Annotated in this window: 20 protein-coding genes; 9 read left to right on the top strand and 11 right to left on the bottom strand. The window is 58.6% G+C overall.

Annotation, left to right across the window (positions count from 1 at the left end; translation table 11 throughout):
- Positions 1 to 18: 18 nt before the first annotated feature.
- A complete protein-coding gene (gene rfbA / locus L6762_RS10055; protein ID WP_237187104.1) occupies positions 19 to 879 on the bottom strand; it encodes a glucose-1-phosphate thymidylyltransferase RfbA in 861 nt (286 codons plus the stop codon).
- Positions 880 to 961: 82 nt separating this feature from the next.
- Here rfbA and rfbB point away from each other — a divergent pair, with 82 nt between their 5' ends.
- The 8 genes from rfbB to L6762_RS10015 all read left to right on the top strand — a co-directional run bounded on the left by rfbB (position 962) and on the right by L6762_RS10015 (position 8,717).
- Positions 962 to 1,960: a dTDP-glucose 4,6-dehydratase gene (rfbB, locus tag L6762_RS10050; protein WP_237187103.1), complete on the top strand. Its 999-nt coding sequence runs from the start codon at positions 962 to 964 to the stop codon at positions 1,958 to 1,960.
- Positions 1,960 to 3,372, top strand: a complete 1,413-nt coding sequence (rfbD, locus tag L6762_RS10045; protein ID WP_237187102.1) for a dTDP-4-dehydrorhamnose reductase — start codon at positions 1,960 to 1,962, stop codon at positions 3,370 to 3,372. Before rfbB ends, rfbD begins: the two co-directional genes overlap by 1 nt.
- 253 nt (positions 3,373 to 3,625) lie before the next feature.
- Positions 3,626 to 4,249 carry a 50S ribosomal protein L25/general stress protein Ctc gene (locus tag L6762_RS10040; RefSeq protein WP_237187101.1) on the top strand — a complete coding sequence of 208 codons (624 nt, stop codon included), beginning with the start codon at positions 3,626 to 3,628 and terminating at the stop codon, positions 4,247 to 4,249.
- Positions 4,250 to 4,375: 126 nt separating this feature from the next.
- Positions 4,376 to 4,957, top strand: a complete 582-nt coding sequence (gene pth, locus L6762_RS10035) for an aminoacyl-tRNA hydrolase (protein WP_237187100.1) — start codon at positions 4,376 to 4,378, stop codon at positions 4,955 to 4,957.
- Between the two features lie 31 nt (positions 4,958 to 4,988).
- Entirely contained in the window at positions 4,989 to 6,086 is a 1,098-nt protein-coding gene (locus L6762_RS10030; protein ID WP_237187099.1) for an acyltransferase family protein, read from the top strand.
- A 130-nt stretch (positions 6,087 to 6,216) separates the two neighbouring features.
- On the top strand, positions 6,217 to 7,524 hold the full coding sequence (locus L6762_RS10025) for a SufS family cysteine desulfurase (protein WP_237187098.1): 1,308 nt from the start codon (positions 6,217 to 6,219) through the stop codon (positions 7,522 to 7,524).
- Positions 7,525 to 7,570: 46 nt separating this feature from the next.
- Entirely contained in the window at positions 7,571 to 8,032 is a 462-nt protein-coding gene (gene sufU, locus L6762_RS10020; protein WP_237187097.1) for a Fe-S cluster assembly sulfur transfer protein SufU, read from the top strand.
- 250 nt (positions 8,033 to 8,282) lie between these two features.
- Complete coding sequence (locus L6762_RS10015; protein WP_237187096.1) at positions 8,283 to 8,717, top strand: adenylyltransferase/cytidyltransferase family protein; 435 nt, start codon at positions 8,283 to 8,285, stop codon at positions 8,715 to 8,717.
- A gap of 90 nt (positions 8,718 to 8,807) precedes the next feature.
- Here L6762_RS10015 and L6762_RS10010 read toward each other — a convergent pair whose 3' ends face one another.
- The 10 genes from L6762_RS10010 to L6762_RS09965 form a co-directional block, all read right to left on the bottom strand.
- Positions 8,808 to 9,314: a DUF2505 domain-containing protein gene (locus L6762_RS10010; protein ID WP_237187095.1), complete on the bottom strand. Its 507-nt coding sequence runs from the start codon at positions 9,312 to 9,314 to the stop codon at positions 8,808 to 8,810.
- Between the two features lie 89 nt (positions 9,315 to 9,403).
- Complete coding sequence (locus L6762_RS10005) at positions 9,404 to 10,000, bottom strand: glycosyltransferase (protein ID WP_237187094.1); 597 nt, start codon at positions 9,998 to 10,000, stop codon at positions 9,404 to 9,406.
- 9 nt (positions 10,001 to 10,009) lie between these two features.
- On the bottom strand, positions 10,010 to 10,459 hold the full coding sequence (gene pssD, locus L6762_RS10000) for a PssD/Cps14F family polysaccharide biosynthesis glycosyltransferase (protein WP_237187093.1): 450 nt from the start codon (positions 10,457 to 10,459) through the stop codon (positions 10,010 to 10,012).
- A 6-nt stretch (positions 10,460 to 10,465) separates the two neighbouring features.
- The gene (locus tag L6762_RS09995) at positions 10,466 to 11,671 is read right to left on the bottom strand and encodes a YveK family protein (protein ID WP_237187092.1); all 1,206 of its coding nucleotides are present in this window, start codon (positions 11,669 to 11,671) and stop codon (positions 10,466 to 10,468) included.
- 29 nt (positions 11,672 to 11,700) lie between these two features.
- Positions 11,701 to 13,227 (bottom strand): lipopolysaccharide biosynthesis protein, encoded by a 1,527-nt coding sequence (locus L6762_RS09990; protein WP_237187091.1) that lies wholly within the window; start codon positions 13,225 to 13,227, stop codon positions 11,701 to 11,703.
- A complete protein-coding gene (locus tag L6762_RS09985; protein WP_237187090.1) occupies positions 13,227 to 14,513 on the bottom strand; it encodes an O-antigen ligase domain-containing protein in 1,287 nt (428 codons plus the stop codon). The genes L6762_RS09990 and L6762_RS09985 overlap by 1 nt, the downstream gene beginning before the upstream one ends.
- Before the next feature lie 4 nt (positions 14,514 to 14,517).
- Positions 14,518 to 15,429 carry a glycosyltransferase family 2 protein gene (locus L6762_RS09980; protein ID WP_237187089.1) on the bottom strand — a complete coding sequence of 304 codons (912 nt, stop codon included), beginning with the start codon at positions 15,427 to 15,429 and terminating at the stop codon, positions 14,518 to 14,520.
- Positions 15,429 to 16,091, bottom strand: coding sequence for a CDP-alcohol phosphatidyltransferase family protein (locus tag L6762_RS09975; protein WP_237187088.1), 663 nt, complete (start codon positions 16,089 to 16,091; stop codon positions 15,429 to 15,431). The genes L6762_RS09980 and L6762_RS09975 overlap by 1 nt, the downstream gene beginning before the upstream one ends.
- A gap of 390 nt (positions 16,092 to 16,481) precedes the next feature.
- Positions 16,482 to 19,586, bottom strand: coding sequence for a fibrinogen-like YCDxxxxGGGW domain-containing protein (locus L6762_RS09970; RefSeq protein WP_237187087.1), 3,105 nt, complete (start codon positions 19,584 to 19,586; stop codon positions 16,482 to 16,484).
- 6 nt (positions 19,587 to 19,592) lie between these two features.
- Entirely contained in the window at positions 19,593 to 20,348 is a 756-nt protein-coding gene (locus L6762_RS09965) for a hypothetical protein (protein ID WP_237187086.1), read from the bottom strand.
- A 351-nt stretch (positions 20,349 to 20,699) separates the two neighbouring features.
- Here L6762_RS09965 and mfd point away from each other — a divergent pair, with 351 nt between their 5' ends.
- Entirely contained in the window at positions 20,700 to 24,344 is a 3,645-nt protein-coding gene (mfd, locus tag L6762_RS09960; protein ID WP_237187085.1) for a transcription-repair coupling factor, read from the top strand.
- Positions 24,345 to 24,434 lie beyond the last annotated feature (90 nt).

Raw genomic sequence — 24,434 nt, 5'->3', positions numbered from 1 at the left:
ACATTGCTGATGCTGGAGTCAAGCTATCAGATTTAGCAGGTAGGTGCCGTATCCACTTTTAACAAGAGGCTGTGCAAGTTCCTCAAGTCGGGCATCATCTATCCAACCCATTCGCCAACTGATTTCTTCTGGGGAGCCAATTGAAAGTCCTTGTCGAGCTTGGACTGTGCGAATAAAACTCGTGGCATCTGCCAAAGAATCAAAAGTTCCGGTATCTAGCCAAGCGGTTCCGCGAGGAAGAACTTCTACCCGGAGCTTTCCCTGCTCAAGATAGACACGGTTAAGGTCAGTAATTTCAAGCTCTCCACGCGCTGAAGGCTTAATGCTCTTTGCATATTCGACTACATTGTTATCGTAGAAATAAAGACCGGGGATTGCGTAATCGCTCTTAGGGACTGCCGGCTTTTCTTCGATAGAGAGAGCTTTGAAATTATCATCGAACTCTACTACGCCGTAGGCCGTGGGATCTGCAACTCGGTAGCCAAAAACTGCGGCTCCATCTACATCATTATATTTACGGAGCTGGTTTCCGAGGCCCGGTCCATAAAAAATATTATCGCCTAATACTAGGGCTGCTGAATCGTTCCCGATATGGTCCTCACCCAAGATAAAGGCTTGAGCTAGCCCGTCGGGGGACGGCTGTATCTGGTAGCTGAAGTTGACTCCGAACTGTGATCCGTCACCAAGAAGGCGCTGGAACTGTTCCTGGTCCTGGGGGGTGGTAATGATTAGAATATCCTGAATCCCCGAGAGCATAAGCGTGGAGATAGGGTAATAAATCATCGGTTTATCGTAAACCGGAGTGAGCTGTTTGCTGATACCGAGCGTGATGGGGTGGAGGCGTGAGCCGGTACCACCTGCGAGTAAAATTCCCTTCATACTCCCATTCTGGCATGAACACCACATTTTTAGGAGCTACCAGAAACCCAAAATAAGGTGATTTGCCACTACTGTTAGAGTTATGGGAAATATTCTTGTTACCGGCGGCGCCGGCTTCATCGGCTCGAACTTTGTCCACTACCTGGTAGATAACACCGACCACAAGGTCGTAGTGCTCGATAAGATGACCTACGCCGCTAATGAAATGTCACTCGCAGGGCTTCCTTCTGATCGTTTTGAACTGGTCAAGAGCGATATCGCTGACACGGACGTCGTCGACCCCCTGGTCGCGCAGGCCGATGCGGTTGTCCACTATGCAGCTGAGTCACACAACGATAACTCACTGAACGACCCTAGCCCCTTTATCCACACCAACCTTATCGGCACCTTCACCCTGCTTGAAGCTGTGCGTAAGCACAAGACCCGCTACCACCACATCTCAACCGATGAGGTCTTTGGTGACCTTGAACTAGACGACCCCGCTAAGTTCACCGAAACTACCCCCTACAACCCGTCCTCCCCCTATTCCTCTACCAAGGCAGGCTCTGACCTGCTAGTCCGCGCCTGGGTACGGTCTTTCGGTATTGAAGCAACTATTTCGAACTGCTCCAACAACTACGGGCCCTACCAGCACATCGAGAAGTTCATTCCCCGCCAGATCACCAATATTCTGGCCGGTATCAAGCCCAAGCTTTACGGCGAGGGGCTGAACGTACGCGACTGGATTCACGCATCCGACCACTCTTCAGCCGTCCACACCATCCTTGAAAAGGGCAAGATTGGTGAAACCTACCTCATCGGCGCTAACGGCGAAGAAAACAACATCACCGTTTTGCGTACCATCCTGCGCCTCATGGGCCAGCCCGAGGACGCTTTTGAGCACGTTGTTGACCGTCCCGGCCACGACCTGCGCTACGCCATCGACGGCACCCGCCTGCGTGAAGAGCTTGGTTGGGAGCCCCAGTTCACCAACTTTGAAGCGGGCCTAGCAGACACTATTGCCTGGTACACCGATAACCGTGCCTGGTGGGAGCCCCTCAAAGCTGAGGTCGAAGCTAAGTACGCAAAGGCAGGCCAGTAATGCCTAAAGAGTTAGCCGTTCACACCACGGATATTCCGGGTCTGCTCGTCATCGATATTCCGCAGCACGGCGATAACCGCGGCTGGTTCAAAGAAAACTGGCAGCGCGAGAAAATGGTTGCCGCTGGTCTACCGGACTTCGGCCCCGTACAGAACAACATTTCCTTTAACGCAACAGCAGGTACCACCCGCGGCATTCACGCGGAACCTTGGGACAAGTATGTCTCGGTAGCTACCGGCCGCATTTTTGGCGCATGGGTTGATCTGCGGGCCGGAGAATCATTCGGTAAGACCGTCACTGTAGAGCTTGGCCCCGATACCGCTGTTTTTGTTCCCCGCGGAGTAGGCAACTCTTTCCAGACTCTGGAAGACAATACTGCCTACACTTACCTGGTAAATGACCACTGGTCAGCAGATGCCCAGGGGGAGTACTCTTTCCTTAACCTTGCAGACGAGACCGTGGCAATTGACTGGCCGATTTCTCTGGACCAGGCAGAGCTCTCTGAGAAGGACAAGAACCACCCCCGGCTTGCTGAGGTAGAGCCCCTTGCTCCTGCTCCCTTGCTCGTCGTAGGTGCTAACGGGCAGCTGGGGCGGGAGCTGGTCAAGCAGCTTGAAGCATCCGGTACCCCCTATATTGCTGCGACTCGTGCGGAACTTGATCTGGCGCGTCCTGATAGCTGGGCTTCCTCCTACCGATGGCGCTCGCTCCGCGGCATTATTAACGCCGCGGCGTATACTGCTGTCGATCAGGCTGAGACTCCTGAAGGACGCGTGGACGCTTGGGCCGCTAACGCAACCGGCGTTGCGGCTTTGGCTAGGGTGGCGGACGAAGCCGGTATCCCGCTGGTACACGTTTCTACCGATTATGTTTTCGATGGTTCTTTGCCCTTAGGCGAAGAATATGCAGAGGACGCCCCGCTGGCCCCCCTCGGAGTTTATGGCCAGTCAAAGGCTGCCGGTGAGATGGCTGTGCGTTCAGTACGACGCCACTACATTGTGCGAACCTCTTGGGTTATGGGCGATGGTAAGAACTTTATTGAAATTATGAAGTCTCTGGCTGAACGCGGAGTGAACCCCACAGTGGTGAACGACCAGTACGGCCGCCCCACTTTCACCGAGGACCTTGCTGGAGCGATTCTGCACCTGGTGGAGAACAGATGCGAGTTTGGTACTTACCATGTTTCCAACTCCGGCGAAGTCGTGACTTGGGCTGACCTTGCTAAAGCGGTATTTGAAGCTACAGGGCATTCTGCAGACCGGGTAACTCCTGTAACAACCACTGAATACTTTGCAAAGGCCGAGGTTTTCTCACCACGCCCTACTAACTCAGCCATGGACCTATCGAAGATTGTTAAGGCAGGGTTCACCCCTCGTAGCCACCAAGAAGCTCTCGCCGCCTATTTCGCGTAGTGCGCATTATCAAGTAGGGACGCTGTGGTGCATAACTACCGTGCACCTCAGCGCCCTTGCTTGTTTAAACCTTCAAACTCAGCCATAATTGAGGGGTTGCGCTGAGCACAGCGTACAAGCCAAGGCAGTGGAATACTGGTGGGAAACCCCGGTAGGTCCGGAACTGACGGTGGCTGGTTAGAAAGCGATTTCTGGCGCCAGTTCACTACACCACTTGGCGCATCGACAACTAACCATAGAAAGGATGGCCCTCATGTCAGAGACCATCAAGATTTCCGCAACCGTCCGCACCGACTTCGGTAAGGGCTATGCCCGCCGCATCCGTATGGCCGGCGACATCCCCGCCGTCATCTACGGCCACGGCGAAGAGCCCAAGCACGTTGTACTGCCCGGCCACGCAACCACCCTGGCAGCCCGCGTACCCAACGCTATCCTCGACCTCGACATCGAAGGTGACTCACACCTGGCCATGATTAAGGACATCCAGCGCCACCCCATCCGCCCCGAACTGCAGCACATCGACCTGCTGACTGTTAAGCGCGGCGAGCGTGTTGAGATCGAGGTTCCCGTACACGTTGAAGGCGAGCCCGCCGTTGGCGCCGTTGCAAACCAGGAAGAAACCGCTCTGCTCGTTGAGGCAGACGCCCTGAAGGCACCCGAAGCTCTCGTTGTTAACATCGAAGGCCGTGAAGCAGGCGCCCACGTTCACGCTTCTGACGTTGAACTGCCCGCCGGTGTAACCCTCGTTGCAGACGCAGAACTGCTGGTTGTTAACATCTCAGAGCCCGAGGAACTCGACGTACCCGAGGTCGGCGAAGAAGGCGAAAACGCTCCCGAGGGCGCAGAAGCTGACGCTCAGGTAGACGAAGCTAAGTAAGCTCTATAGCTATCTCACCTCTTTTGTAAGGCCCGTACCGTAGTTAACGACGGTGCGGGCCTTCTCTTAACTCGATACACTCTTTGTATGCTTACCGCATTCTTGCGCCCTAGGAGAAGCGAAAATATGTCAGATGCATGGCTGATCGTAGGTCTGGGTAATCCCGGCCCCGAGTACGCAGCAACCCGTCACAACATTGGGCAGATGGTGCTCGATGAGCTCGCAAGCGCTGTGGGCGGTAATTTCAAGAAGCACAGTAAGGCCCGTGCCCAGGTTCTCGAAGGACGTCTCGGCGTAGGGGGTGCGAAAGTTGTGTTAGCTAAGCCCCTGACCTACATGAACGTATCGGGCGGTCCTGTATCTGCGCTGGCCCAGTTCTACGGTATTGCCCCTGAAAAGGTCATTGTGGTGCACGATGAGCTCGACATTCCCTTTGATTCCATCAAACTGAAAATTGGTGGGGGAGAGGGCGGCCATAACGGCCTGCGCGATATCACCAAGGCTCTGGGAACTAAGAACTACTACCGGGTTCGCACCGGTATCGGCCGCCCTCCTGGCCAGATGCAGACCGCTGATTTTGTGCTGAAGCCTTTTACAACCGCGGAGAAGAAGGATCTCCCTTTCCTTATTTCCAATGCAGCTGATGCTACGGAGACTCTGATTAAAGAAGGTCTACTTGCAGCCCAGCAGCGTTTTCATAGCAATTAGAAACAGATTATCGACACGAGATCGCAGATAAATGATGGAAGAGACAAAAAAGGCTGGGGAGCTAACCCTTGGAAGTCGGCTGAGCACAAACGATAACGCGTTAAATTTTGTTCGCCTTGTACTGGCTACTCTGGTTATTTTCGGGCATGCATTTCCGCTGGGTGATTTTGAGCCAGTAGTTATTGGCCCCTTTGCGTTGGGAGCGTGGCATGGTACGGCTGTTGAGTGCTTCTTTGTTGCCTCTGGCTACCTTATCCTTGCTTCAGGTATGAGAATGAGGGCTAAACCTTTCTTGTGGAGACGTTTCCTTAGAATCTATCCTGGATATTTTGCAGCACTACTAGCTACAGCTTTTATCTTTTCTCCTCTTGGAAAATTGTTCGGGGCTGAATGGAAACTGTCTGAAGCGCTGTATTTCTTCTTTAAATCATTAACTCTTAAATCGGGTGATTTGCCTGTTAATGCGGACGTTCCCTTCACGACCACTTGGAATGGATCATTGTGGACTCTGTTCTATGAAGCCCTAGCCTATGTGGGAGTATGTCTCTTCACGATGGTTCCCTGGATCCGTAACCATCTGAAATTATCAGTGATAGCAATAGCTACTCTGATGGTTTTGATTTACTTATTTGTTCCTTCCTCTGCCTACACTTTATTTCCGGGATCGCTAGAAGTTATTCTCGCGAATGGTGTGAGACTCTGGACTTTTTTTGCGCTAGGTATGCTGTTCTACGTCTTTGCGGATAAGATTCCCGCAAATTTACCTCTAGCTGCAGTTTCATGTTTGGTTGCGCTTTCCTTAGTATCGACTTCCCTTAATATTTGGGGCAATATCGTTATTTTTGTTGCAATGCCTTACGCCGTTCTTGGATTAGGTGCGGCACTACCAACTCGGATTGGCTCTAGAAACGATATCTCGTATGGGATATACGTTTACGCATTCCCTGTTCAACAGCTACTTGTACTAGCTGGTATTACACAGTATGGGTGGTTTTTTACAGCACTTTCTTGCTTTGCTCTTACCGTGCCACTCGCTTTCTTATCGTGGCATTTGATTGAGAAACCAGCCATGCGGTTTAAGCGATTAGTTCCAACGCGGGTAGAGAGCTATACACAAAAAATCGCATAAGCTGTTGCGCGATGCATCTGCTGCTCACCTGAACGTCCAAGCACACCCTAACTACCAATTCCGCCCGGCAGGGAATAGGCTAGAAAAACATGCCGTTATACCAGGCGTACCCAACGGAAAGGCAAAGACAGTGGCCAGCAGCTACCGCACCCCAGCCGGGGCAGAGCTCACCAACGAACTCGTCACCGACCTACGCAAGGACTACCCCATCCTCAGCCGCCAGGTCAACGGCCACCCCCTGGCCTACCTCGACACCGGAGCCACCAGCCAAAACCCCCTGCAGGTCCTCGACGCCGAACGTAACTACTACCTCGGCGCGAACTCAGCCGTCCACCGCGGCGCCCACACCCTCGCCGTCGACGCCACCGACGCCTTCGAAGATGCCCGCCGCACCGTCGCCTCCTTCATCGGCGCCGCCGAAAACGAGCTGGTCTGGACCTCCAACGCCACCGAAGCCCTCAACCTGCTCACCTACTCCTTCGGCAACGCGTCCGCCGGAATCGGTGGGGACGCCGCCGCCCGCTTTGCGCTAGGGGAAGGCGACGAAATTGTAACCACCGAGCAGGAACACCACGCCAACGTCATTCCCTGGCAGATTCTGGCAGCCCGAACCGGTGCCACCCTACGCTACATCCCCGTCACCGATGAGGGCCTCATCGACTACGAAGCTGCCGAGTCCATCGTCACCGACCGCACCCGCGTCCTCGCCTTTACCCACGTCTCAAACGTGGCAGGCTCTATCACTGACATCGACTTCATGGTCTCACTTGCCAAGAAGGTCGGGGCCCTCACCGTGCTGGACGCCTGCCAGTCGGTACCCCACATGCCCGTTGACGTGAAAAAACTCGGCGTGGACTTCGCAGCTTTCTCTGCTCACAAGATGCTCGCTCCCACCGGTATCGGAGCCCTCTATGGCCGAAACGAGCTGCTTGAAGCTATGCCCCCCTTCCTCACCGGCGGCTCCATGATCACCAAGGTCACCATGACCGAAGCCGAATGGATGCCCGCCCCCATCAAATTTGAGGCAGGAACCCAGCGCGTCTCCCAGGCCGTAGCCTGGGCCGAAGCCGTACGCTACCTCCAGCACCTTGGCATGGAGCAGGTGCATGCCTGGGAATCCAAGCTCGGCCAGCTCCTTGCCGACGGCGTGAGCTCAATCCCCGGCGTCCGCCTCATCGGCCCGGCAGCAGGCCAGCCCCGAGCCGGGCTCACCTCGGTACACGTCGAAGGCGTGCACCCCCACGACGTCGGCCAGCTTCTCGACGAAAAAGGTATCGCCGTGCGCGTAGGCCACCACTGCGCCCAGCCCCTACACCGGGCTCTTGGCATCACAGCCTCAACCCGCGCCAGCGCCTACATCTACAACACCACCGACGACGTAGAACGCTTCATCGAAGAACTCGCTAAGGTGCGCCGCTACTTCGGCTACACCGACTAAAGATAAGCGCAACTAGCCACCACACCGTGAAAGAAGGACACCGACTATGAGCGGCCTTGAACAGCTCTACCAGCAGATCATTCTCGAACACTCCAAACAGCGCTCCGGTGAGGGCCTCATCGACCCCGCCGAGGGAACCCGAGCCGCAACCAACCACCAGTACAACCCCACCTGCGGCGACGAAATCAACCTGCGCGTTACCCTCAAAGACGGTGAGAACACCATCGACACTATCTCCTGGGAAGGCGACGGCTGCTCCATCTCCATGGCGGCTGCCTCCGTACTCTCAGAGATGGCCCCCGGCATGAGCACCCAGGAATTCCAGCAGCTTGTCGACGACTTCCGCGAGATGCTCCGCTCCCGCGGCCAAATCGAACCCGACGAAGAAGTCCTGGGCGACGCCGCCGCCTTCGCCGGTGTCTCCAAGTTCGTAGCCCGCGTGAAATGCGCCATGCTCTCCTGGGTTGCAGCCGAAGAAGCCACCAAGGAAGCAGCAGCGGCAGCCTAACTCCGCATGTGAGCCTAACTCAGCTCAAAGCCCCAGCTCAGCGCACAGAACCCACCCCAAAGCGTCCGCCCCTGTCGGGCTGTAGCGGGGTGGGTTTTGTTACCCCAACCACGCCCTGACCTGGGCTGTCCCCCAAAGTGCCCCCGGTATCGTCCTTACCTTGCTCCCCACCTTAACGTAGGGTTAAGTGGAGAAACACACCTGTACTAGCGCGTTCGCACCGCGCCCACACGCACACTCTGGGGGACCCATGAACATTGGCTATGCCGCCGGCGCCTTCGACCTTTTCCACGTCGGCCACCTCAACATCCTGCGCCAGGCCAAGAAAAACTGCGACTACCTTATCGCCGGGGTAGTCTCCGACGAGATGCTCGAACTTACCAAGGGCCGCAAGCCCATCGTGCCGCTGGCTGAGCGCATGGAAATTGTCTCCCACATCGACTTCGTGGACGAAGTCCGCGCCGAAACCGTGGTCGACAAACTTGAGACCTGGGAACAGGTACGCTTCAACACCTTTTTCAAGGGCGACGACTGGAAGGGCACCCCGCGCGGCATCGATCTGGAAAACCGCTTCGCTGAGGTTGGCGTTCAGGTGGTTTACTTCCCCTATACCGCCCACACCTCCAGCACCAAGCTGCGGGCGGCCCTCGAAGCGCTGAATACCCCGGTAGCAGCAGCGGCCTAAACCGAGTATCACACGATGCAAGGACGCCCCGCCCTCCTTCCCCATGAGAGGGGGAGCGGAGAGCGGGGCGTCCTTAGTATCTAAAAGCTCTTAGTAGTTAGCTTTGATGTACTCTTCAGCGCTGGTGCCCAAGGCTGAGAAAACGCGGCCAATCTGGGGCTCAGCGGCAGCAGCAATCTTCTTACCCACCAGGGGAATGGAGCACTTGACCTCACCGTCGACCTTAACCTCGGTGGTCTCACCGGCGGGGGTCAGAGTCTGGGTTGCGTTACCGGTAACGGGGATACCCTTGACGGTTACCTCAGAAACTACGGTGCGGGAGCCGTCTGCTGCGGGAGCTGAGACGCGGTCAACCTGAGAAACACTCACACCGTTGGATACGCCGGGGAGCTTCTTTGCCATATCGGGAATACGGTCAGCAGGGATAGCACGCACGGTGGTGGCGGTGAAGGCACCGGCGGGGTCGCCATCAACAGAGAAGGACTCGAAGGAGATACGGACCTTTTCGCTGGCAAAGCGAGCGAAGTTCTCATCGGCAAAGGCGCGGATGACGTTGTCGATAGAAGCGTTGATAGTGGTTGAACTCTGAACAGCCATGGGCTCTCTCTTTCAGGGGCGGTGATAAAGGTGTCGTGCCCTATTCTACGGGGTGTGCTTGAGGGCGCGAAAGCGCGGAGCAGCCTTGCTTACTGAGAGCGGAATCCGGCAATAATCTGGGCGGTTCGGCGGATGAAACCGCTGTTATAGGCTGCGCCCAGGGCCTCTAGCTCGGCTGAGAGGTTATCTGAGGCCTGGTCACTACCGGGCACCCGGTAGGTGCCCCGGAATGAACCGGGGTCGGCAAAGGCTGCGTCCAGCTTGTTTCTCAGGTCTTCGGGGCTGGTAACAATGATAGCCTCACCGTGGGTTTCCATAACCCGGGAGAACTCGACCTGGTGGTTATCAACGACTTCATCGAGCTCAGCCACACGCGGCACAGCCAGGGGAATAGCCCCGACCTCACGGGCATCGAGAATTGAGCCCGGGCCGCCCTGAACCAGCACCACCTTGGCAGCCCGGTAAAGATCAAGCAGGTCGGCGCGGGGCATACGTTCGACGGCGTCCGCATGCTGGGGAGGCGCGGTGAAACCGTGCTGCACCAGTGCCGTGACCTCTGGGTGATCTGCCAGGTAGGAATCAACCCACTGAATCAGCCGGTCAAAGTGGTGATGGTCGGTGCCCAGAGACACCACTAGATCGTAAGCCTTAGCCTGGGCGGCGTCGGGGTGCGGGTTTTCTGTCACGACAGCCTCCTAGAGAATATGGCCGATATTGACGGCTTCGGGGAAGGTTTTCTTCTGCTCATCCCACTGCACCACAAAGAGGTCGCTCATGGGGTAGCACATGCGGCCGGTGAGGGTGGGCATGGTGATGCGGTCGTAGGCCTCGATAAAAACGGTCTTGATGCCCAACAGCTTAGCGATGATAAAGAAGGGCACCGCGACCGCGGCTCCGGTGGAGACCACCGCATCGGGCCGCTCCTTACGGAGCACCCGCCAGGCTACCCCGATATTACGAATAGCGTTGGGAATGTTGCGGGTGGTGGGGAAGTGCACCCAGTAGGTGCGCTCGCCCTCTAGAGCAGCTTTGACTTCGGGCAGCTCGAAGGTGGCCCAGGCACGGTCGTGTTCTTTCCAGAATTTATCGAGGGCAATGAGCTGGGCCAGGTGGCCGCCAGCGCTTGCGGTGAGGAGTACTTTCATGGCTGCTTATTTCTGGGTGGGTGCGTCGAAGTAGACGGGGATGACCTTGGTGGAGCTGGCCGGGGTGAGCTCGTCGAAGAGTCGCTGGGCGCTCTTGACGGTGCTCTTTGAGGTAAAGGGCAGCAGCAGCACGCGGGTATGGTCGGCGGCCAACAGGACCTTTGAGGTCGAGGCAGACGCGGGGGCATCGATGATGACGGGGGAGTTCTGCTTGATGTGGTCCTTGAGGTTCTCCAGGCCCAGGGCGTTGAAAGTAGCGGCGTCGGCGATGCTGTAGTTGCTATCGGTGAGGACACCGGTGAGCAGGGAAGTCAGCGAGGCTGCTGCGCGGGGGGTGGGGGAGAAGATGGTGATGCCGCGCAGATCGGCGTTCTTGAGGCGCCCGTCTGCTACGCCGATACGGCGTAACAGCTGGGTTGCTGATTCGGTTTCGGCACCGCGGGCAATGATGGAGACGGGAGCCCCTGAGATTTCTGAGAGGCGCTCTGAGTAGCCCAGGGCGCGGTTGGTGCGGTCTACAACGTAGGCTGCGAAGATACCGATGAGCAGACCCATGGCGCCACCGATGAAGATGGTCTGGGCCAGGCTAAAGTTTGAGGGGGCGTCGGGCACCTGGGCCTCTGAAATGATGGTGCCGCTGTCGGTAGAAGTTGCTTCTAGGGTCAGAATTGCCTGGTCAACGAGGGCCTTATCCATACCGTTAGAGACAGCGTCGATGTTCTCTCGGGTCTCTTCTCGGCTGGCACGCAGGGTATCTGATCGATGGGCCAGGTAGGCGCGGGCAACGGTGTTGGCGATATCTGCTGCCTCGTTGGGGTCCTTGGCATTGACGATGATATCGAGGATAGTGCTATTGGAGTGCCCCGCTGCGGTGACCTGGTCTTTAAGGTCGGCTACGTCCATACCCAGCTCGTCGGCTGCGGCCTGCAGAACCACCCGGGAGGAGGCGATGGCTTCTTCGGTGTCCATGTCGATGGAGTTGAGGGCAGCACGCAGGCCACTGGCACCGGCACTGGGCTGGGTTACGTTGATGACGGCCTTGGACTCATAAGAGTGGGGCAGGGCTAGGCCGGCGACTGCACCCAGGGCAGCGAAGATGAGGGCGCTGATGAGTACAACGATTTTGTGGCGCAGGATGCGGCGGACGGCGGCCCCCAGCGAAATGGGGGTAGCCTGCTGGTCGTTGGCTCTGGCTCGTGAGGAGCGTTCCATGTGTGTTCCTTCCCTAGGAGTGTATGGGCCTAGCGGCGAAGTTTGCGAGTGATTGATGCGACGAGAGTTTCAAGACCGACTGCTCGGCGGAAACGGTAGATCAGGGCTAAGTAGAGGGGGACAAGGAGTAGCGCATAGGCAGCTAAGGCTAGCAGACTTTGCCCCCATAGCAGGATGGTCAGCGCTGCCCCCACACCCGGTGTAAGGGCTGCAAGAGCCATAATTGGCAGGACCTCGGTGAGACGGGGGCGGATGCCCAGCTTGCCGTAGACCTGGGCTGTAGCGAGACCACAGTCAGTGAGGACGGCAGCCGCCCACGCGGTTGCTGCCCCGGCCAGCCCCCAGAGAGGGATGAGCGCCAGGTTCAGCACAAGCGCCACCAGTAAAGCCGAAAGCTTGTTGTAGAGCTGCCAGCGGGCGCGTCCGCTCATCAGGAGAACCGACTGCACACCGCCTGCCGCCATCTGCACCAGCATCGCCGCCCCAATAATAAAGAAGAGCGGGGCACCTGCCGTAAAGCCCTCACCGAAGAAACCCAAGAGAACCGGGCCAAAGGCGGCAAGCGTAATGAAGAAGGGCCAGCCGACAGCAATCAGAATACGGGTAGCCGAGACAAAAATCTGGCGGGCCCGGGGCTGGTCACCGGTAGCGATAGCCGCTGAGATATCGGGGCCGGTAACCACCCGGGCGGTGTGCTCAACCATAGCGCCCACCCGAACATAGCGATTGACGGCACCGTAAATACCGCTAGCAGCGGGCCCCAAGAAGAGACCGATGAGCAGCACATCAACCCACTCCAGCACTGCTTCGACCATAGCCGATACGCCGCGAGCCGAGCTAAAAGCCCAGAAAGAACGGGCCGACTCGGGGGCTGCCACAGCGCTAGTGGGCACCTGCTCAACCGCAAGGTGGCGAGCCGGGTAGCTGGGCACGTCCTCCTGCTGGGGCATATATTTCCGCACCCAGAGCATTGCCACCACAAAAACCACCAGAAGGGGCACAGCCCAGGCAAGTGCCAGGTAGGCAATAGCTCCCGAGAAGGCCACCGCCAGTAACACTGCACCGATACGTAGGGTCGGCAGCAGGGCAGACTGCAAGAAGGTGAACTCAACCGTGTGCCCCAGCCCGCGCAGGGCACCAAAGCACAGGGTCATCCAGGCCGCCACCACCACAAAGGGGGCTGACACGAGAACTGCGGTGCGCGCGTCCGCCCCCAGATTCGGGGTCACAGACGGTAGCGCGCAGAGCAGGGCGGCTACAGCCAGCACCAGGGCAATGACGGTGGCCGGCCCGAACGCAAAACGCATGAGCTGGGGCAGGCTAGAGTAGCGCCCCACGGCACGCTGGGCGCTCATGGTACGCACCAGACCGGTGTCGGCACCGAATACGCAGAGAGAAGTAGCAATCGCGAAGAAAGCCATGACCTGGAAGAAGGCGCCGGCCCCGGCTTCGCCCACCCCGTTAGAAACAATCAGGGTAGCCACGAAAGCCGCAGCAGAACCGTACATCACATAGAGGGAGGAGAAAGCCCCGCTCCGAGCAAGAGAACGAGCCATCACAAACCCTCCCCGTACATACGAGAGCGCATCATCAGCGCCACCGACAGCATCAGGACGGTCAGCTGGATCACGTCAAAAGAGTAGAAGAAAACAACAGCCAGAGCAGACACAATGACCGAGTGCACCCACATGCCGGTAATCGAGGCGATATTCCAGGTGTTAATCAGAACCGAAACCACATAGAGCAGGAAAAGCCCCAAGCCCACGAAACCAAAGCAGAACATCAGCGCCCAGACCTGACCCTGGGTACCCATCGACACACCCACGCTATCGGCCATTTTCGAGGTGCCATAGCCCACCAGGGGAGAGCGCAGGGTGTATTCAAAGGTCAGCTCGTAGAGCGAGGCACGGCCGCCGGTGGAATCAGAATACTCCTGACGGCCCAAAATATCGCCCACAGCGCCAGAAACCAGCAGGTAGGTCACCACACCAACGCCCAGCACCGCACCGATACCCAGCGCCCGCCAGTCACCCTTGAGTAGGAGCCGGAAGAGCACATAGGCAAAAGCTGACCCCAGGCCAATGAACATACCCCGGTTAGAAGTAGCCACAGCGGGCACCAGCGACAGGGCCACCGCAAAACCAAGCCCCAGCTGAATCTTCTTCGAGTGCACACCGGTCATCACCGCAAACACCACAGGGGTCAGCAGCGCATAGGCCAGGCCCCAGGAGTTAGCGTAGGGGAAGGGCGCGGACGGGCGGATATAAGCCACCTCAGCGCCCCAGGGCCACTGCACTTCAGCCATGGGCGGAAGCACATAGTCCTTCACCAGCTCGTTATTAAGCAGGGCCCCCGGCAGAATGAAACTCATCGGGGTCGGCAGACGGAAATCGGGGAAGGCTAGGGCCAGGTACCCCAAAATCACCACCGTGAACCAAATCGTCAGCAGCCCGCCCAGCATGATGTGGTTGGGAATGCGCTCGCGGGCATTGAAGAAGTAGAGCGTGTAGATACCCACGTTAAAGATGTTCATGTAGCGCTGGAACCAGCCCAGGAACTCTGAAGCGGTATCGACCGAGACGATACAGATGAGCCCCCAGAACATGAGGGCAAACCAAATCCACATGGTGGAGTGCACCAGCACATGGCGGCGCATGACCATGAGCACAATCATGGCAGTAGCCAGCAGAGTGGGAGCGAACTGCATCATGCCCATAGCCCACACGAGGGGGAAGCCATAGAGTAGAACCAGAATAGGCCAGGCCGGGAGAGGCGCCCCGGCGGTGGGGGCAACCGCGGTTAAAAACCGGTTGTGGCGGTGAGTGGGGGTAAGAAGGGCCATGGGGTTAGAGGCCTCGACCGGTCTTATTCACAGCAGCCAGCAGGGCAGAAGGGCTCACCAGCCCCAGGGCAACAGGCAGCGCAGCCCAGGCACGTAGCTGGGTCGGGTCACGGCGCAGGGTAGCGCGTACGTAGGCCAGGGCCAGCTTCTTGTTTCCCAGCGCAGCGTGAATAAAAGCAATCTGCCCAGAGACGCGGGCTAGACCCTTGGGGTCGCTTTCAAACTCGGGGAACTTACGCAGCAGATAGGTGAGACCCGCAGCCATGTTTTCCCACTTGCCGGCAAAGAAGGAGGGGCGGTCCCAGAGAATCAGGACCAGCGGCTTTTCGACCGAGTAGATATCCCCGAACTTAGTGGCGCGCAGGAGCAGGTCGTAGTCCTCACCGTAGGCAGCCGGGAGGTCCTCGTCAACGAGCCCCACGCGTCCTAGCAAATCTGAGCGGCGGTAGAGCATCGCCGAGGGGTGAATCTCGGTAATGCGGGAGCGGAGAAAATCTGTGAAGGTAGCTCGGGCCGGGGCCAGACGGTCGATGTCTTTACCGCCGGAACGCACCCTGATACCCGAAGAAATCGCAACTGCCTGCGGGGCGTACTGCCAGAGCTCTAGCTGGTCGGCCAGCTTGGTTGGCAGCCAGTAGTCGTCGTCATCGCAGAACCCCAGTATCTCTCCCGCAGCAGCCTCAATACCAGTGTTGCGGCCACCGGCTAGACCCTGGGGGCGGGTATTGAGGATGGTACGCAGGGAGCGATTTTCCGGGACGGGGACGTCGGTGAGCGGGTCAATCTCAACGTGGTCAAAGACCACCAGCACCTCAACCGGGCCGGTGTAGGTCTGCTCAAAAATTGCAGCTACCGCGGTACGCAGCAGCTCGGGGCGCTTACCGTTGGTCGCGATAATGACGGATACACTCTGCATTAGGCACCTGCCGGCTGAGCAAGAGTAAGGAACTTACGACGCATAGAGAGCAAGACAGTGGCCGCATTGGCCGCAAAGAGCAGGCCGTAGACCAGCACAAAGCCAAGCCCGGTACCCCAGAAAATAAAAATCCAGCAGAAGGTACCGGCGTCCATATGCAGGTTGATGAAAGAACGGAGGGTTCCCCCGGTAGCCGGGGCAGCGGTACCCCGATTATTGCGCAGCTGTTCAGCCAGAATCTGGCTCATAAAATGCCCGGTGACCAGCACCGTAAAAGCAAGAGGGAGCCACCAGAGCTGCCAACCGGTCCAAGGGAAAGCCTGCGGGTACTTGATAAAGCCCACCAGAATCGTCAGATGCATGGCAGGGGTGCGCATAGCATCAACCACATGGTCGAGCCACTCACCGGCAGGGGAGGACGCCCCTGTCACACGAGCAACCTGGCCGTCCGCCGAATCCAGGGCATAGCCCAAGGCAAAGAGCAGAGCCACCCCCAGGCCCAGCAAGGGCGTAGGTGGGAAGAAAATCATCAAGAGCATACCCAGCACAGAAACACTGGCGCTCAGCGCTGTAACCCCGTTGGGTCCAAGGCCAACCTTGACCGCAGCCGCCGCAAAAACACGGGCAACACGGCGGTTGACCCAGCGGGTATAGGCAGGCACTCCTGCACCAGACTTCTGGGCAGAGTTCAGCTGTGTCAGTGTTTCCCTAAACCCACGAGGGGGCAAAGTGCGCGTGCTCGTCATAAACCCTAGTTAATCCTTGAAATACGTGTGTGCAACCGGCAAAGTCCCAGCAGAATAAGCGCTACCTCAACGTGCGATGAAAGAGGTAGCCTCAGCGGGGCGGTAAGTCCGGGTATTTAATTTTAGGTGAACGGGTGAGCTAGTTACAGGTGAAAACCAGCCCACAAAACTATGACCTTCAATATGTTCCAACCCCTAACAGGCCTACCTGGGGGAGCTTAGCGGCTCCCGGCGTCCGCCCTCACTAAGGCCTGTGGCCCGTGCAATGTGCACGGGCCACAGGGCGGTATTCAATAGGTTGCAGTCTTACTTGGTGCGCAGAACTGCTTCCATATCGAAGGTAGCGCTCTCGGAGCGACGGTAAGAGTGAACCTCAACGGCAATCACGTTCTTACCCTGGTTCAGCTGGCTAGCGGGAATAACCACGGTAATCGGGGTTGCCTTAGCCAGGGAGTAGGGAACAGCCTTCCGCGCCGGGGTGTTGGGAGCTGCGTTAGCCATCAGGTTGGTGCGGTTGACCTCGCGGCCGTTGACGTAGATAGCGATACCGTCATCTGCGTAGGTGGTCAGAACCAGCTCCTGGTTAGCCTGCGGGGTCAGCTGCATCTCCTTACGCAGGAACATCGACATAGGCTGATTGTAGTAGGCGAACTGGACGCGGTTTGCCAGCGAGAATTCGCCCCAACCGATGGAGGTCGGTGCAACGTACCACTGACGGGCGGTGTTATAGGCGTAGTTGGTGTTACGCCAGGTCTTGTCGTATTCGTTGGTGAGTACGAAAGCGATATCCCAGTTATCGCCCGAGGCAACAACCTTCTGATCTGCAGGCTTGACCGGTTCAACCGGAGCAACAGGCTCAGCGGGAGCGGGGTTTTCCTCAACTACCGGGGGAACCGGCTCCTCAGTGATTTCTTCAATGGGCTTCACATTCGGGTTATCGGGCTGAGTGGGGGCCTCAGTGGTGGGTTCTGCGGTAGGCTCTGCGGTGGGCTCAGCTGGAGCTTCGGTTGTGGGCTCAGCGGTCGGCTCAACTGGAGCCTCGGTAGTGGGATCTACCGTGGGCTCGGGGGTGGGCTGGGGCTTGGCTGCTACAGCGACCGGGGTAGAAGCAGAGACGTTACCGGCTGCATCTGCAACGCGAACGAAGTAGCGGGCGTCCTCAGAAGTGGGCAGCTTGTAGCTGGTCTCTGAAGTGGAGGCGATGACTCGGTTGTCGCGCAGAATCTGGTAGGTGACGCCGCGTTCTGAGACACCGGTCCAGGTGAGGGTATCGGTGGTGCCGTCGGTGGTGACGGAGAGGTTAGAGGCGGTAGCCGGAGCTGTGGAGTCGGCAGGGGCGTAACGGGCAAAGCCTACAGTCTGCTGGACCCCGTTGTAGCCCAGGGAGCGGGTGATGTCGCCGCCTACCCAGAGGGTGCCGGTGGAGTCAGTGAAGGAGGCCCAGATACCGTGACCGTTTGCACCCTGCAGGCTGGGGTTGAACTGGGGCAGAATCTCGCCGGTCTGAGCGTCAAAAGCCGCAATCAGGCGGATAGTGTTCACACCGCTGTAAGTGGGTGCGTTCCACGGATTGTCGTGGGTGGTTGCACCGTAGTAGATCCAGTCACCACAGTGGCAGGCTGCATAGAGCACGCCGTTGTTCATTGACAGGTCCTGGAAGTCGCCGCCGCTCTTGGTGATAGCAGTGGTCAGGCGGTTCTTCAGATTGGCCTTGTCGTACTGGGCTACCAGGTGTTCTGCACCTGCGGTCCAGACGGTCGCACCGGCGTCCTGCACATCGAACTGGAAGCCGTCACGGGGGTTGGGGTTAGAAGCACGGTGGGATAGAGTCCACTCCCACTGCTGGGCCAGGGCACCATCGGTGGTGTTCAGGTAGGCCAGCTTCCAGGAGCGCTGGTCGTTGACGGTAGAGAAGTAACCGGCCAGGGCAACACCCTGGTCGCTTGCAGCAATACCGTTGACGGTGCCGTTGGTGGTGGGGCGCCAGGACCAGTCCACAGAGTTGTCGTTCAGGCGGAAGCGGGCTACGTTCTTTGAATAGGCGTAGGTACCAGAGGTGGCACCCTTAACGTGGGTGAAGTTGCCGCCGATGTAGACGTAGTCGCCCTGGACCATGATGGACTTGACGAAGGAAACACCGCTGGCGTTGCGGTTAACAACGTCCCAGCCCAGCGAGGTGTCGGTAGCGCCGGTGACGGGGTCCAGAATGACAAAACCGTTAGAGGGCTGACCGTTGACCCGGGTAAACTCACCGCCTACGGCAAGCTTGCCGTTAGGCAGGGGCTCGATGTCCTTGACCTGGCCGTTGAGCTGGGGGGTGAAGGTTCGTACCAGTTCGCCGGTATTGACGTTGTAACCCGCGATGAACTTCTGCTGTACCTTCTCGCCGGTGGTGGCGTTTTCAACGAAGGCAAAGTCGCCGCCGGTGTAGACGGTGTCGCCCAGCTGGTTGATGGCCTGTACACGGGTGTTGAGCTCGCCGGTATTGCCGGTGCCGCTGTTAGCGCTGGTACGCCAAGTGACGCGGGAAGAGAAGCTGGCGGGCAGGGCGCGCTCGGTTGCTGCTGCGGTACCGCTATCTGCGATGTCGGTTAGGTTCAGGTCTGCCTGGGTGAGCTTGGGGCGCACGAAGACCTGGGTGAAGGGGATAGCGTAACCTGCCAGGCGGGGGGACCAGAGGTAGGAGGTTGCGGTATCGGTACCCTGGATGAAGCGGCCGTAAGCGAAGCCAATCTTCCAGGACTGGTTGCTACGACCGTAGAAGTTGTTGGCGTAGTAGTAGTCGTTGTTGTTGGCGATACGGTTGACCGAGGTCGCGTAGCTACGGTCAGCGCCCAGGGCGGGGTCGTTGTCGTAGCGGATGTTTTCCCAGGGGTGGTAGGCCGAGAGGGTCCAGGACCAGTTTTCGGTCTTGGTGCGGCTGGCGTACATGTTCTGCCAGGTGGTGCCAGCGGCATTGCCAGCACGATAGAAGCGGACGCCGTCCTCAAGGTCCTGCACCTTGGTGTCGCCCAGCAGGGCGTCCACGGTGGCTGAGGGGAGCTGGACGGGGGAGAAAGCGTCCGTGCCGTCGGGGTTGGTGGCCAGCTCGCGGGGGTCGCCCTTACCGGCGTAGTCCTCGCTCCAGCCTTCGCGGCCGCGGCCAATCATGACCCAGCCGCCACCGTTGGTTTCCTGGTCGCAGTAGAACTGGGCGGGGGCGTCCATCTCGTCGGTCCAGAGCCAGTAGGCACCTGACTTGGATTCGGGGTCGTTCTGCTTGATTTCCCAGCAGGACGCCGCTGCGGTTTCGCTGGTGAGACCGTTGGCTACGTACTCGTTGGTGGCGATAGCGCCGGGGATGACGGAGACGCCAACGCCCAGGGCGACCGCGCCAACAGCGATCTTAGTAAATAGTGAGGGTTTCTTCATGTGTATTTAGCAATCTGCGTTATTGGGGAAGTCATGGGAAGCGATTTTCCATGCCCCGTTTTCTTCTACCAGAGTGAAAATGTTGAGTGAGCGGGTGAACTGATCGGAGCTGACGGTGTTGCCCGTAGCATCTACAACCTTGACTCCCGAGGAATCTAGGCAGACTTCCATAATCTTGGCTGCCTGGCCGTTGTACTCACCATCGGCGATGCGGGGGGTACCGACTACGGTGGAGGTTCCCTCTACATGCCAGCCAGCGAGTGCATATTCGGTGGCTGTGGCGAGGTACTGGTCGAGGGCGGTGCCGGTGGCTGCTGCTTCAAGCTGTGAGGTGGTTTCGGCTGATACGTAGCTTTCGACCGCGTTCTCGTTGGCTTGTACGCTTTCGGTGTCGCCGGCGATGTCGCTTGAGGTATCTTCTTGCGATACTGAGGTGCTAGCCGGCTGGATGCCTGCCAAAGCTCCCTGGACGTCGCTGTAGAGCTGTTCTGTGGTCTGAACTTCTTCGGTGTCTACGGCGGCTTCGCTGGCCTGGGCTAGAGCTTCGGAGCCTGCGAAGTTTTCGGTGAGGGTCTCACCGGCGCTATTGGTGCTTGCTGCTGCGCTAGCTGAGCTGGATGCGCTACTGGAACTGGCGCTTCCGCTGTCTGATGAACCGCAGGCCGCCAGGGCCAGGGTTGCACTGGCGCACAGGGCAAGGACGCCGGTGCGCAGGCTGGGTGCGCGCAGGGCAGCAGAGAGGGGTGTCCCTAATCGTTTCATTAAGTCCCTAAAAGTTGTGGTGCGTGGGGTGGGGCCAAGCCTCTTGGTTCTCCGTGCGAAAGGAGTGGGGTTCTACCAGAGGGCTTTGCCGGTCATCTCATACTACCGGTTGGGCCTCGGCTGGGTTAATAGCTTTAGAGCGAAATTACCGGGTTACTCGGTAGTAACTTATGGGGACAAGAAAAGTTTTATATGAAAATAGTATTGGTGTTTATCACACCTGTATTAGTGGTTATTTTTATGCGTATTATTTCGGCCCCTCATGTTCCTACTAGCCATGAAGCTACGGGGGTGTAGGGCCTATGGGATAATAGAGCCTGCACCAGTCGGCCTTACCCCAGGGGAGTGAAGATGTCACTGAGCGGCCTTGCCCAAGCCCTCACCCATGAGCCCAGCTATACCGCAATCATCACCCAGGCAGGTGCAGACCCCAAAGCCCGCCTCGATGAATTTCTGATTGGTTCTCCTGACGGGGCTAGGCCCTTTCTGCTTGCCGGCATAGCCCAGCAACTTGCCGCCCAGAACGAGCCGACCCCGCCCGTCCTGCTAGCTGTCACTGCTACCGACCGCGAAGCCGAAGACACCGTCACTGCCCTAGAAGCGGTGCTAGAGCCTGGGCAGGCCCAGCTCTTCCCGGCCTGGGAAACCCTGCCCCATGAGCGCCTCTCCCCGCGAAGTGATACCGTGGGCCAGCGCCTAGCGGTCTTGCGTGCCCTTGCCGAGGGGGGTGCGTCCGCTCCCCGGGTGCTCGTTGCCCCTATCCGCTCGGTGCTGCAGCCCCTGGTCGCAGGTCTCGAAAAAATGCAGCCGGTGACCCTGCGGGTCGGCGAAGAACAAGACTTTGATGCCCTGACTAAATCTCTCGCATCGGCCGCCTATTCCCGCGTTGACCTGGTGTCAAAGCGCGGAGAATTTGCCGTGCGCGGCGGCATTATCGATATTTTCTCACCGACCGCAGCCCACCCCGCCCGTATCGAATTCTTTGGGGACGAGGTCGAGAATATCCGCTGGTTCTCGGTCGCTGACCAGCGCACCCTGCCCGGCAAAGACCACCCCACTGAGCTGCTCGCCCCTCCCTGCCGCGAACTCCTGATCACCCCCAGCGTGATGAGCCGGGCAGCCAGGCTCAAAGAGTCCTTCCCAGGCGCTGCCGCCATGCTCGAAAAAATTGCCGGTGGTATTTATGTTGAGGGCATGGAGTCTCTGATTCCCCTGCTGGTTGACGATATGGTGACCCTGCTCGACCACCTGCCTCCGGGGTCCTTGCCTCTCATCATCGAGCCGGAAAAGGTGCGCTCCCGCGCAACCGACCTGGTTGCTACCAACGAGGAGTTTCTGCTGGCTGCCTGGGATTCTGTCACCGACACAACGGACGCCCCCATCGACCTGGGCGCCAACGGCCCCGATGGGCTGAGTGCTGGTAGCTTCCGCACCATTGCAGCCCTGCGAGAAACCGCCCTCGCGAAAGGCTTTGGCTGGTGGGCTATGACGGCCCTCGGCGTCGATGATGCTATCGATGACGGGATTGACTCGGTCCAGCTGGCTGCCCGCGCCCCCCACACCTACTCGGGCAACGTGACTGAGTTGCTGACCGAAGTTGGGAAAAAGGTGAAGGACGGCTGGCGCATCACCGTGGTCACCGACGGCCCCGGTCCGCTCACCCGCCTGCTCGACCTCTTCCAGGAAGCTGAGATACCGGCCTCCCGCGTGGACAGCCTAACGAACCTGCCTGAGCCGGGCATCATCGAGATGACTACCGCCTCCATGGGTCGCGGCTTCATGATGGACGGCGAAAAGCTGGGTCTGCTGACCGAAGCCGATATTCTGGGCCGCACCAGCCCCTACGCCACCCGTGACCTGCGTAGCGGCAAGCTGCCCGTACGCCGCCGCAAGAACGCGGTCGACCCCATGAGCCTGTCAGCCGGTGACTACGTGGTGCACGAGCAACACGGTATCGGCCAGTTCGTTGAGCTGATCCAGCGCCCTATTGCCGGGGCCACTGTGACTCCGAGCCAGCCCAAGCCCATGAAGGAATATCTGGTTCTGGAATACGCCCCCTCCAAGCGGGGCGGGCCCAAGGACCGTCTCTTCGTGCCCTCCGACCAGCTAGACCAGGTCTCTAACTACGTGGGCGGCGACGCCCCAGTGCTCTCAAAGATGGGTGGCTCCGACTGGGCTAAAACCAAGTCAAAGGCCCGCAAGGCCGTCAAGGAAATTGCTGCTGACCTGATTAAACTCTACTCAGCCCGCCAGGCCTCCCGCGGTCATGCCTTCGGGCCCGACACCCCCTGGCAACGGGAACTCGAAGAGGCCTTCCCCTATAACGAGACTCCCGACCAGCTCTCCGCCATCAACGAGGTCAAAGCCGACATGGAGAAGGAAATCCCCATGGACCGCCTCATCTCAGGCGATGTGGGCTACGGCAAGACCGAAATCGCTGTGCGTGCAGCGTTCAAGGCTGTGCAGGACGGCAAGCAGGTGGCCGTCCTTGTTCCCACCACTCTGCTCGCCCAGCAGCACTACGAAACCTTCACCGAGCGCTTCTCGGGTTTCCCCGTCTCTATCAAGGTGCTCTCCCGCTTCCAAAAAGCCAAGGAATCAGCCGAAATTGCCGAGGGCATTAAGAACGGGTCGGTGGACGTAGTTGTGGGAACCCACCGCATCCTTTCCGAGTCGGTGGACTGGAAGGACCTGGGCCTGGTCATTATCGACGAGGAACAGCGCTTCGGCGTAGAGCACAAGGAAAAGCTCAAGACCATGCGCACCAACGTGGATGTTCTAGCCATGAGCGCCACCCCCATCCCACGAACCCTGGAGATGTCGCTGACCGGTATCCGGGAGACGTCCACCCTGGCTACACCGCCCGAGGAACGCCACCCCGTCCTCACCTTCGTCGGCCCCCGCACCGACAAGCAAATCACCGCCGCAATCCGCCGCGAGCTCATGCGCGAGGGCCAGGTCTTCGTGGTCCATAACCGGGTTTCTAGCATTGAAGAGACCGCCAACGAGATCCAGAAGCTGGTCCCCGAGGCCCGCATCGCGGTGGCCCACGGGCGCATGAGCGAATCCCGCCTGGAAAAAATTATCGTGGACTTCTGGGAACGCAAGTTCGATGTGCTGGTATCGACCACCATCGTTGAAACCGGCCTGGACATCTCCAACGCCAACACCCTAATCGTTGATCAGGCCCAGAACTATGGTCTGTCCCAGCTTCACCAGCTGCGCGGACGCGTGGGGCGCGGCCGCGAGCGCGCCTACGCCTACTTCCTCTACCCGGCTGAGAAGGTACTGACCGAGGTCGCCCACGAGCGTCTGAAGGCGGTAGCAACCCACAATGAGCTGGGTGCCGGTATGCGCCTGGCCATGAAAGACCTGGAAATTCGCGGTGCCGGTAACCTGCTGGGTGGCGAACAGTCCGGCCATATCGCCGGTGTTGGTTTTGACCTCTACCTGCGTCTGGTGGGTGAGGCGGTGGCTAACTTCCAGCACGGTGAGAAGGAAGAGGCACCTGCCGAGATTAAGGTGGATCTGCCGGTCAACGCCCACATGCCGCATGACTATGTGAGTTCAGAGCGTCTGCGTCTATCGGCCTACCGCCAGATTGCCCAGGCCCAGACTGCCGAGGAGCTGGCTGAGGCTCGCGAAGAACTGGTAGACCGGTACGGCACCCCACCTGCTCCGGTTGAGAACCTTTTCAAGGTCGCAGCTCTTCGCCACCGCGCTCGCGCTGTGGGTCTGACCGAGATTGTGGCTATGGGCCCCAAGGTTCGTTTCTTCCCGGTCAATGATCTGCCAGAATCGCGCCAGATGCGACTAGACCGCATGTATCCGGGTGCCCAGTACCGTCAGATTCCGGGTACCGAGAACTGGCAGATTCTGGTGCCCCGCCCTAAGACCTCCGCTGTTGGTGGTAAGGACCTGGTGGATGACGCCATGGTGGAGTGGACCGAGCAATTCATCCACGCTATCTTCGAGGCCGGTGTCGCCGCTTCATAGGGCAAAAGGTACCACCTAAGTGAGAAAAACCCACCTAGTTCGTGGGTTTTTCTCGTTTAGATGGTACCTACCGTATCGGTGCCTCTGCAG

Source organism: Rothia nasimurium, from assembly GCF_928381705.1.
Lineage (GTDB): Bacteria > Actinomycetota > Actinomycetes > Actinomycetales > Micrococcaceae > Rothia > Rothia nasimurium_G.
The sequence above is the reverse complement of the archived record's forward strand: the minus strand, read 5'-3'. Positions and strand labels throughout refer to the sequence as shown.

Excerpts from the sequence above, each read along its gene's own strand:
- rfbA (WP_237187104.1), bottom strand. The coding sequence starts at position 879 with ATGAAGGGAATTTTACTCGCAGGTGGTACCGGCTCACGCCTCCACCCC.
- rfbB (WP_237187103.1), top strand. The coding sequence starts at position 962 with ATGGGAAATATTCTTGTTACCGGCGGCGCCGGCTTCATCGGCTCGAAC.
- rfbD (WP_237187102.1), top strand. The coding sequence starts at position 1,960 with ATGCCTAAAGAGTTAGCCGTTCACACCACGGATATTCCGGGTCTGCTC.
- L6762_RS10040 (WP_237187101.1), top strand. The coding sequence starts at position 3,626 with ATGTCAGAGACCATCAAGATTTCCGCAACCGTCCGCACCGACTTCGGT.
- pth (WP_237187100.1), top strand. The coding sequence starts at position 4,376 with ATGTCAGATGCATGGCTGATCGTAGGTCTGGGTAATCCCGGCCCCGAG.
- L6762_RS10030 (WP_237187099.1), top strand. The coding sequence starts at position 4,989 with ATGATGGAAGAGACAAAAAAGGCTGGGGAGCTAACCCTTGGAAGTCGG.
- sufU (WP_237187097.1), top strand. The coding sequence starts at position 7,571 with ATGAGCGGCCTTGAACAGCTCTACCAGCAGATCATTCTCGAACACTCC.
- L6762_RS10015 (WP_237187096.1), top strand. The coding sequence starts at position 8,283 with ATGAACATTGGCTATGCCGCCGGCGCCTTCGACCTTTTCCACGTCGGC.
- L6762_RS10010 (WP_237187095.1), bottom strand. The coding sequence starts at position 9,314 with ATGGCTGTTCAGAGTTCAACCACTATCAACGCTTCTATCGACAACGTC.
- pssD (WP_237187093.1), bottom strand. The coding sequence starts at position 10,459 with ATGAAAGTACTCCTCACCGCAAGCGCTGGCGGCCACCTGGCCCAGCTC.
- L6762_RS09995 (WP_237187092.1), bottom strand. The coding sequence starts at position 11,671 with ATGGAACGCTCCTCACGAGCCAGAGCCAACGACCAGCAGGCTACCCCC.
- L6762_RS09990 (WP_237187091.1), bottom strand. The coding sequence starts at position 13,227 with ATGGCTCGTTCTCTTGCTCGGAGCGGGGCTTTCTCCTCCCTCTATGTG.
- L6762_RS09985 (WP_237187090.1), bottom strand. The coding sequence starts at position 14,513 with ATGGCCCTTCTTACCCCCACTCACCGCCACAACCGGTTTTTAACCGCG.
- L6762_RS09980 (WP_237187089.1), bottom strand. The coding sequence starts at position 15,429 with ATGCAGAGTGTATCCGTCATTATCGCGACCAACGGTAAGCGCCCCGAG.
- L6762_RS09970 (WP_237187087.1), bottom strand. The coding sequence starts at position 19,586 with ATGAAGAAACCCTCACTATTTACTAAGATCGCTGTTGGCGCGGTCGCC.
- L6762_RS09965 (WP_237187086.1), bottom strand. The coding sequence starts at position 20,348 with ATGAAACGATTAGGGACACCCCTCTCTGCTGCCCTGCGCGCACCCAGC.
- mfd (WP_237187085.1), top strand. The coding sequence starts at position 20,700 with ATGTCACTGAGCGGCCTTGCCCAAGCCCTCACCCATGAGCCCAGCTAT.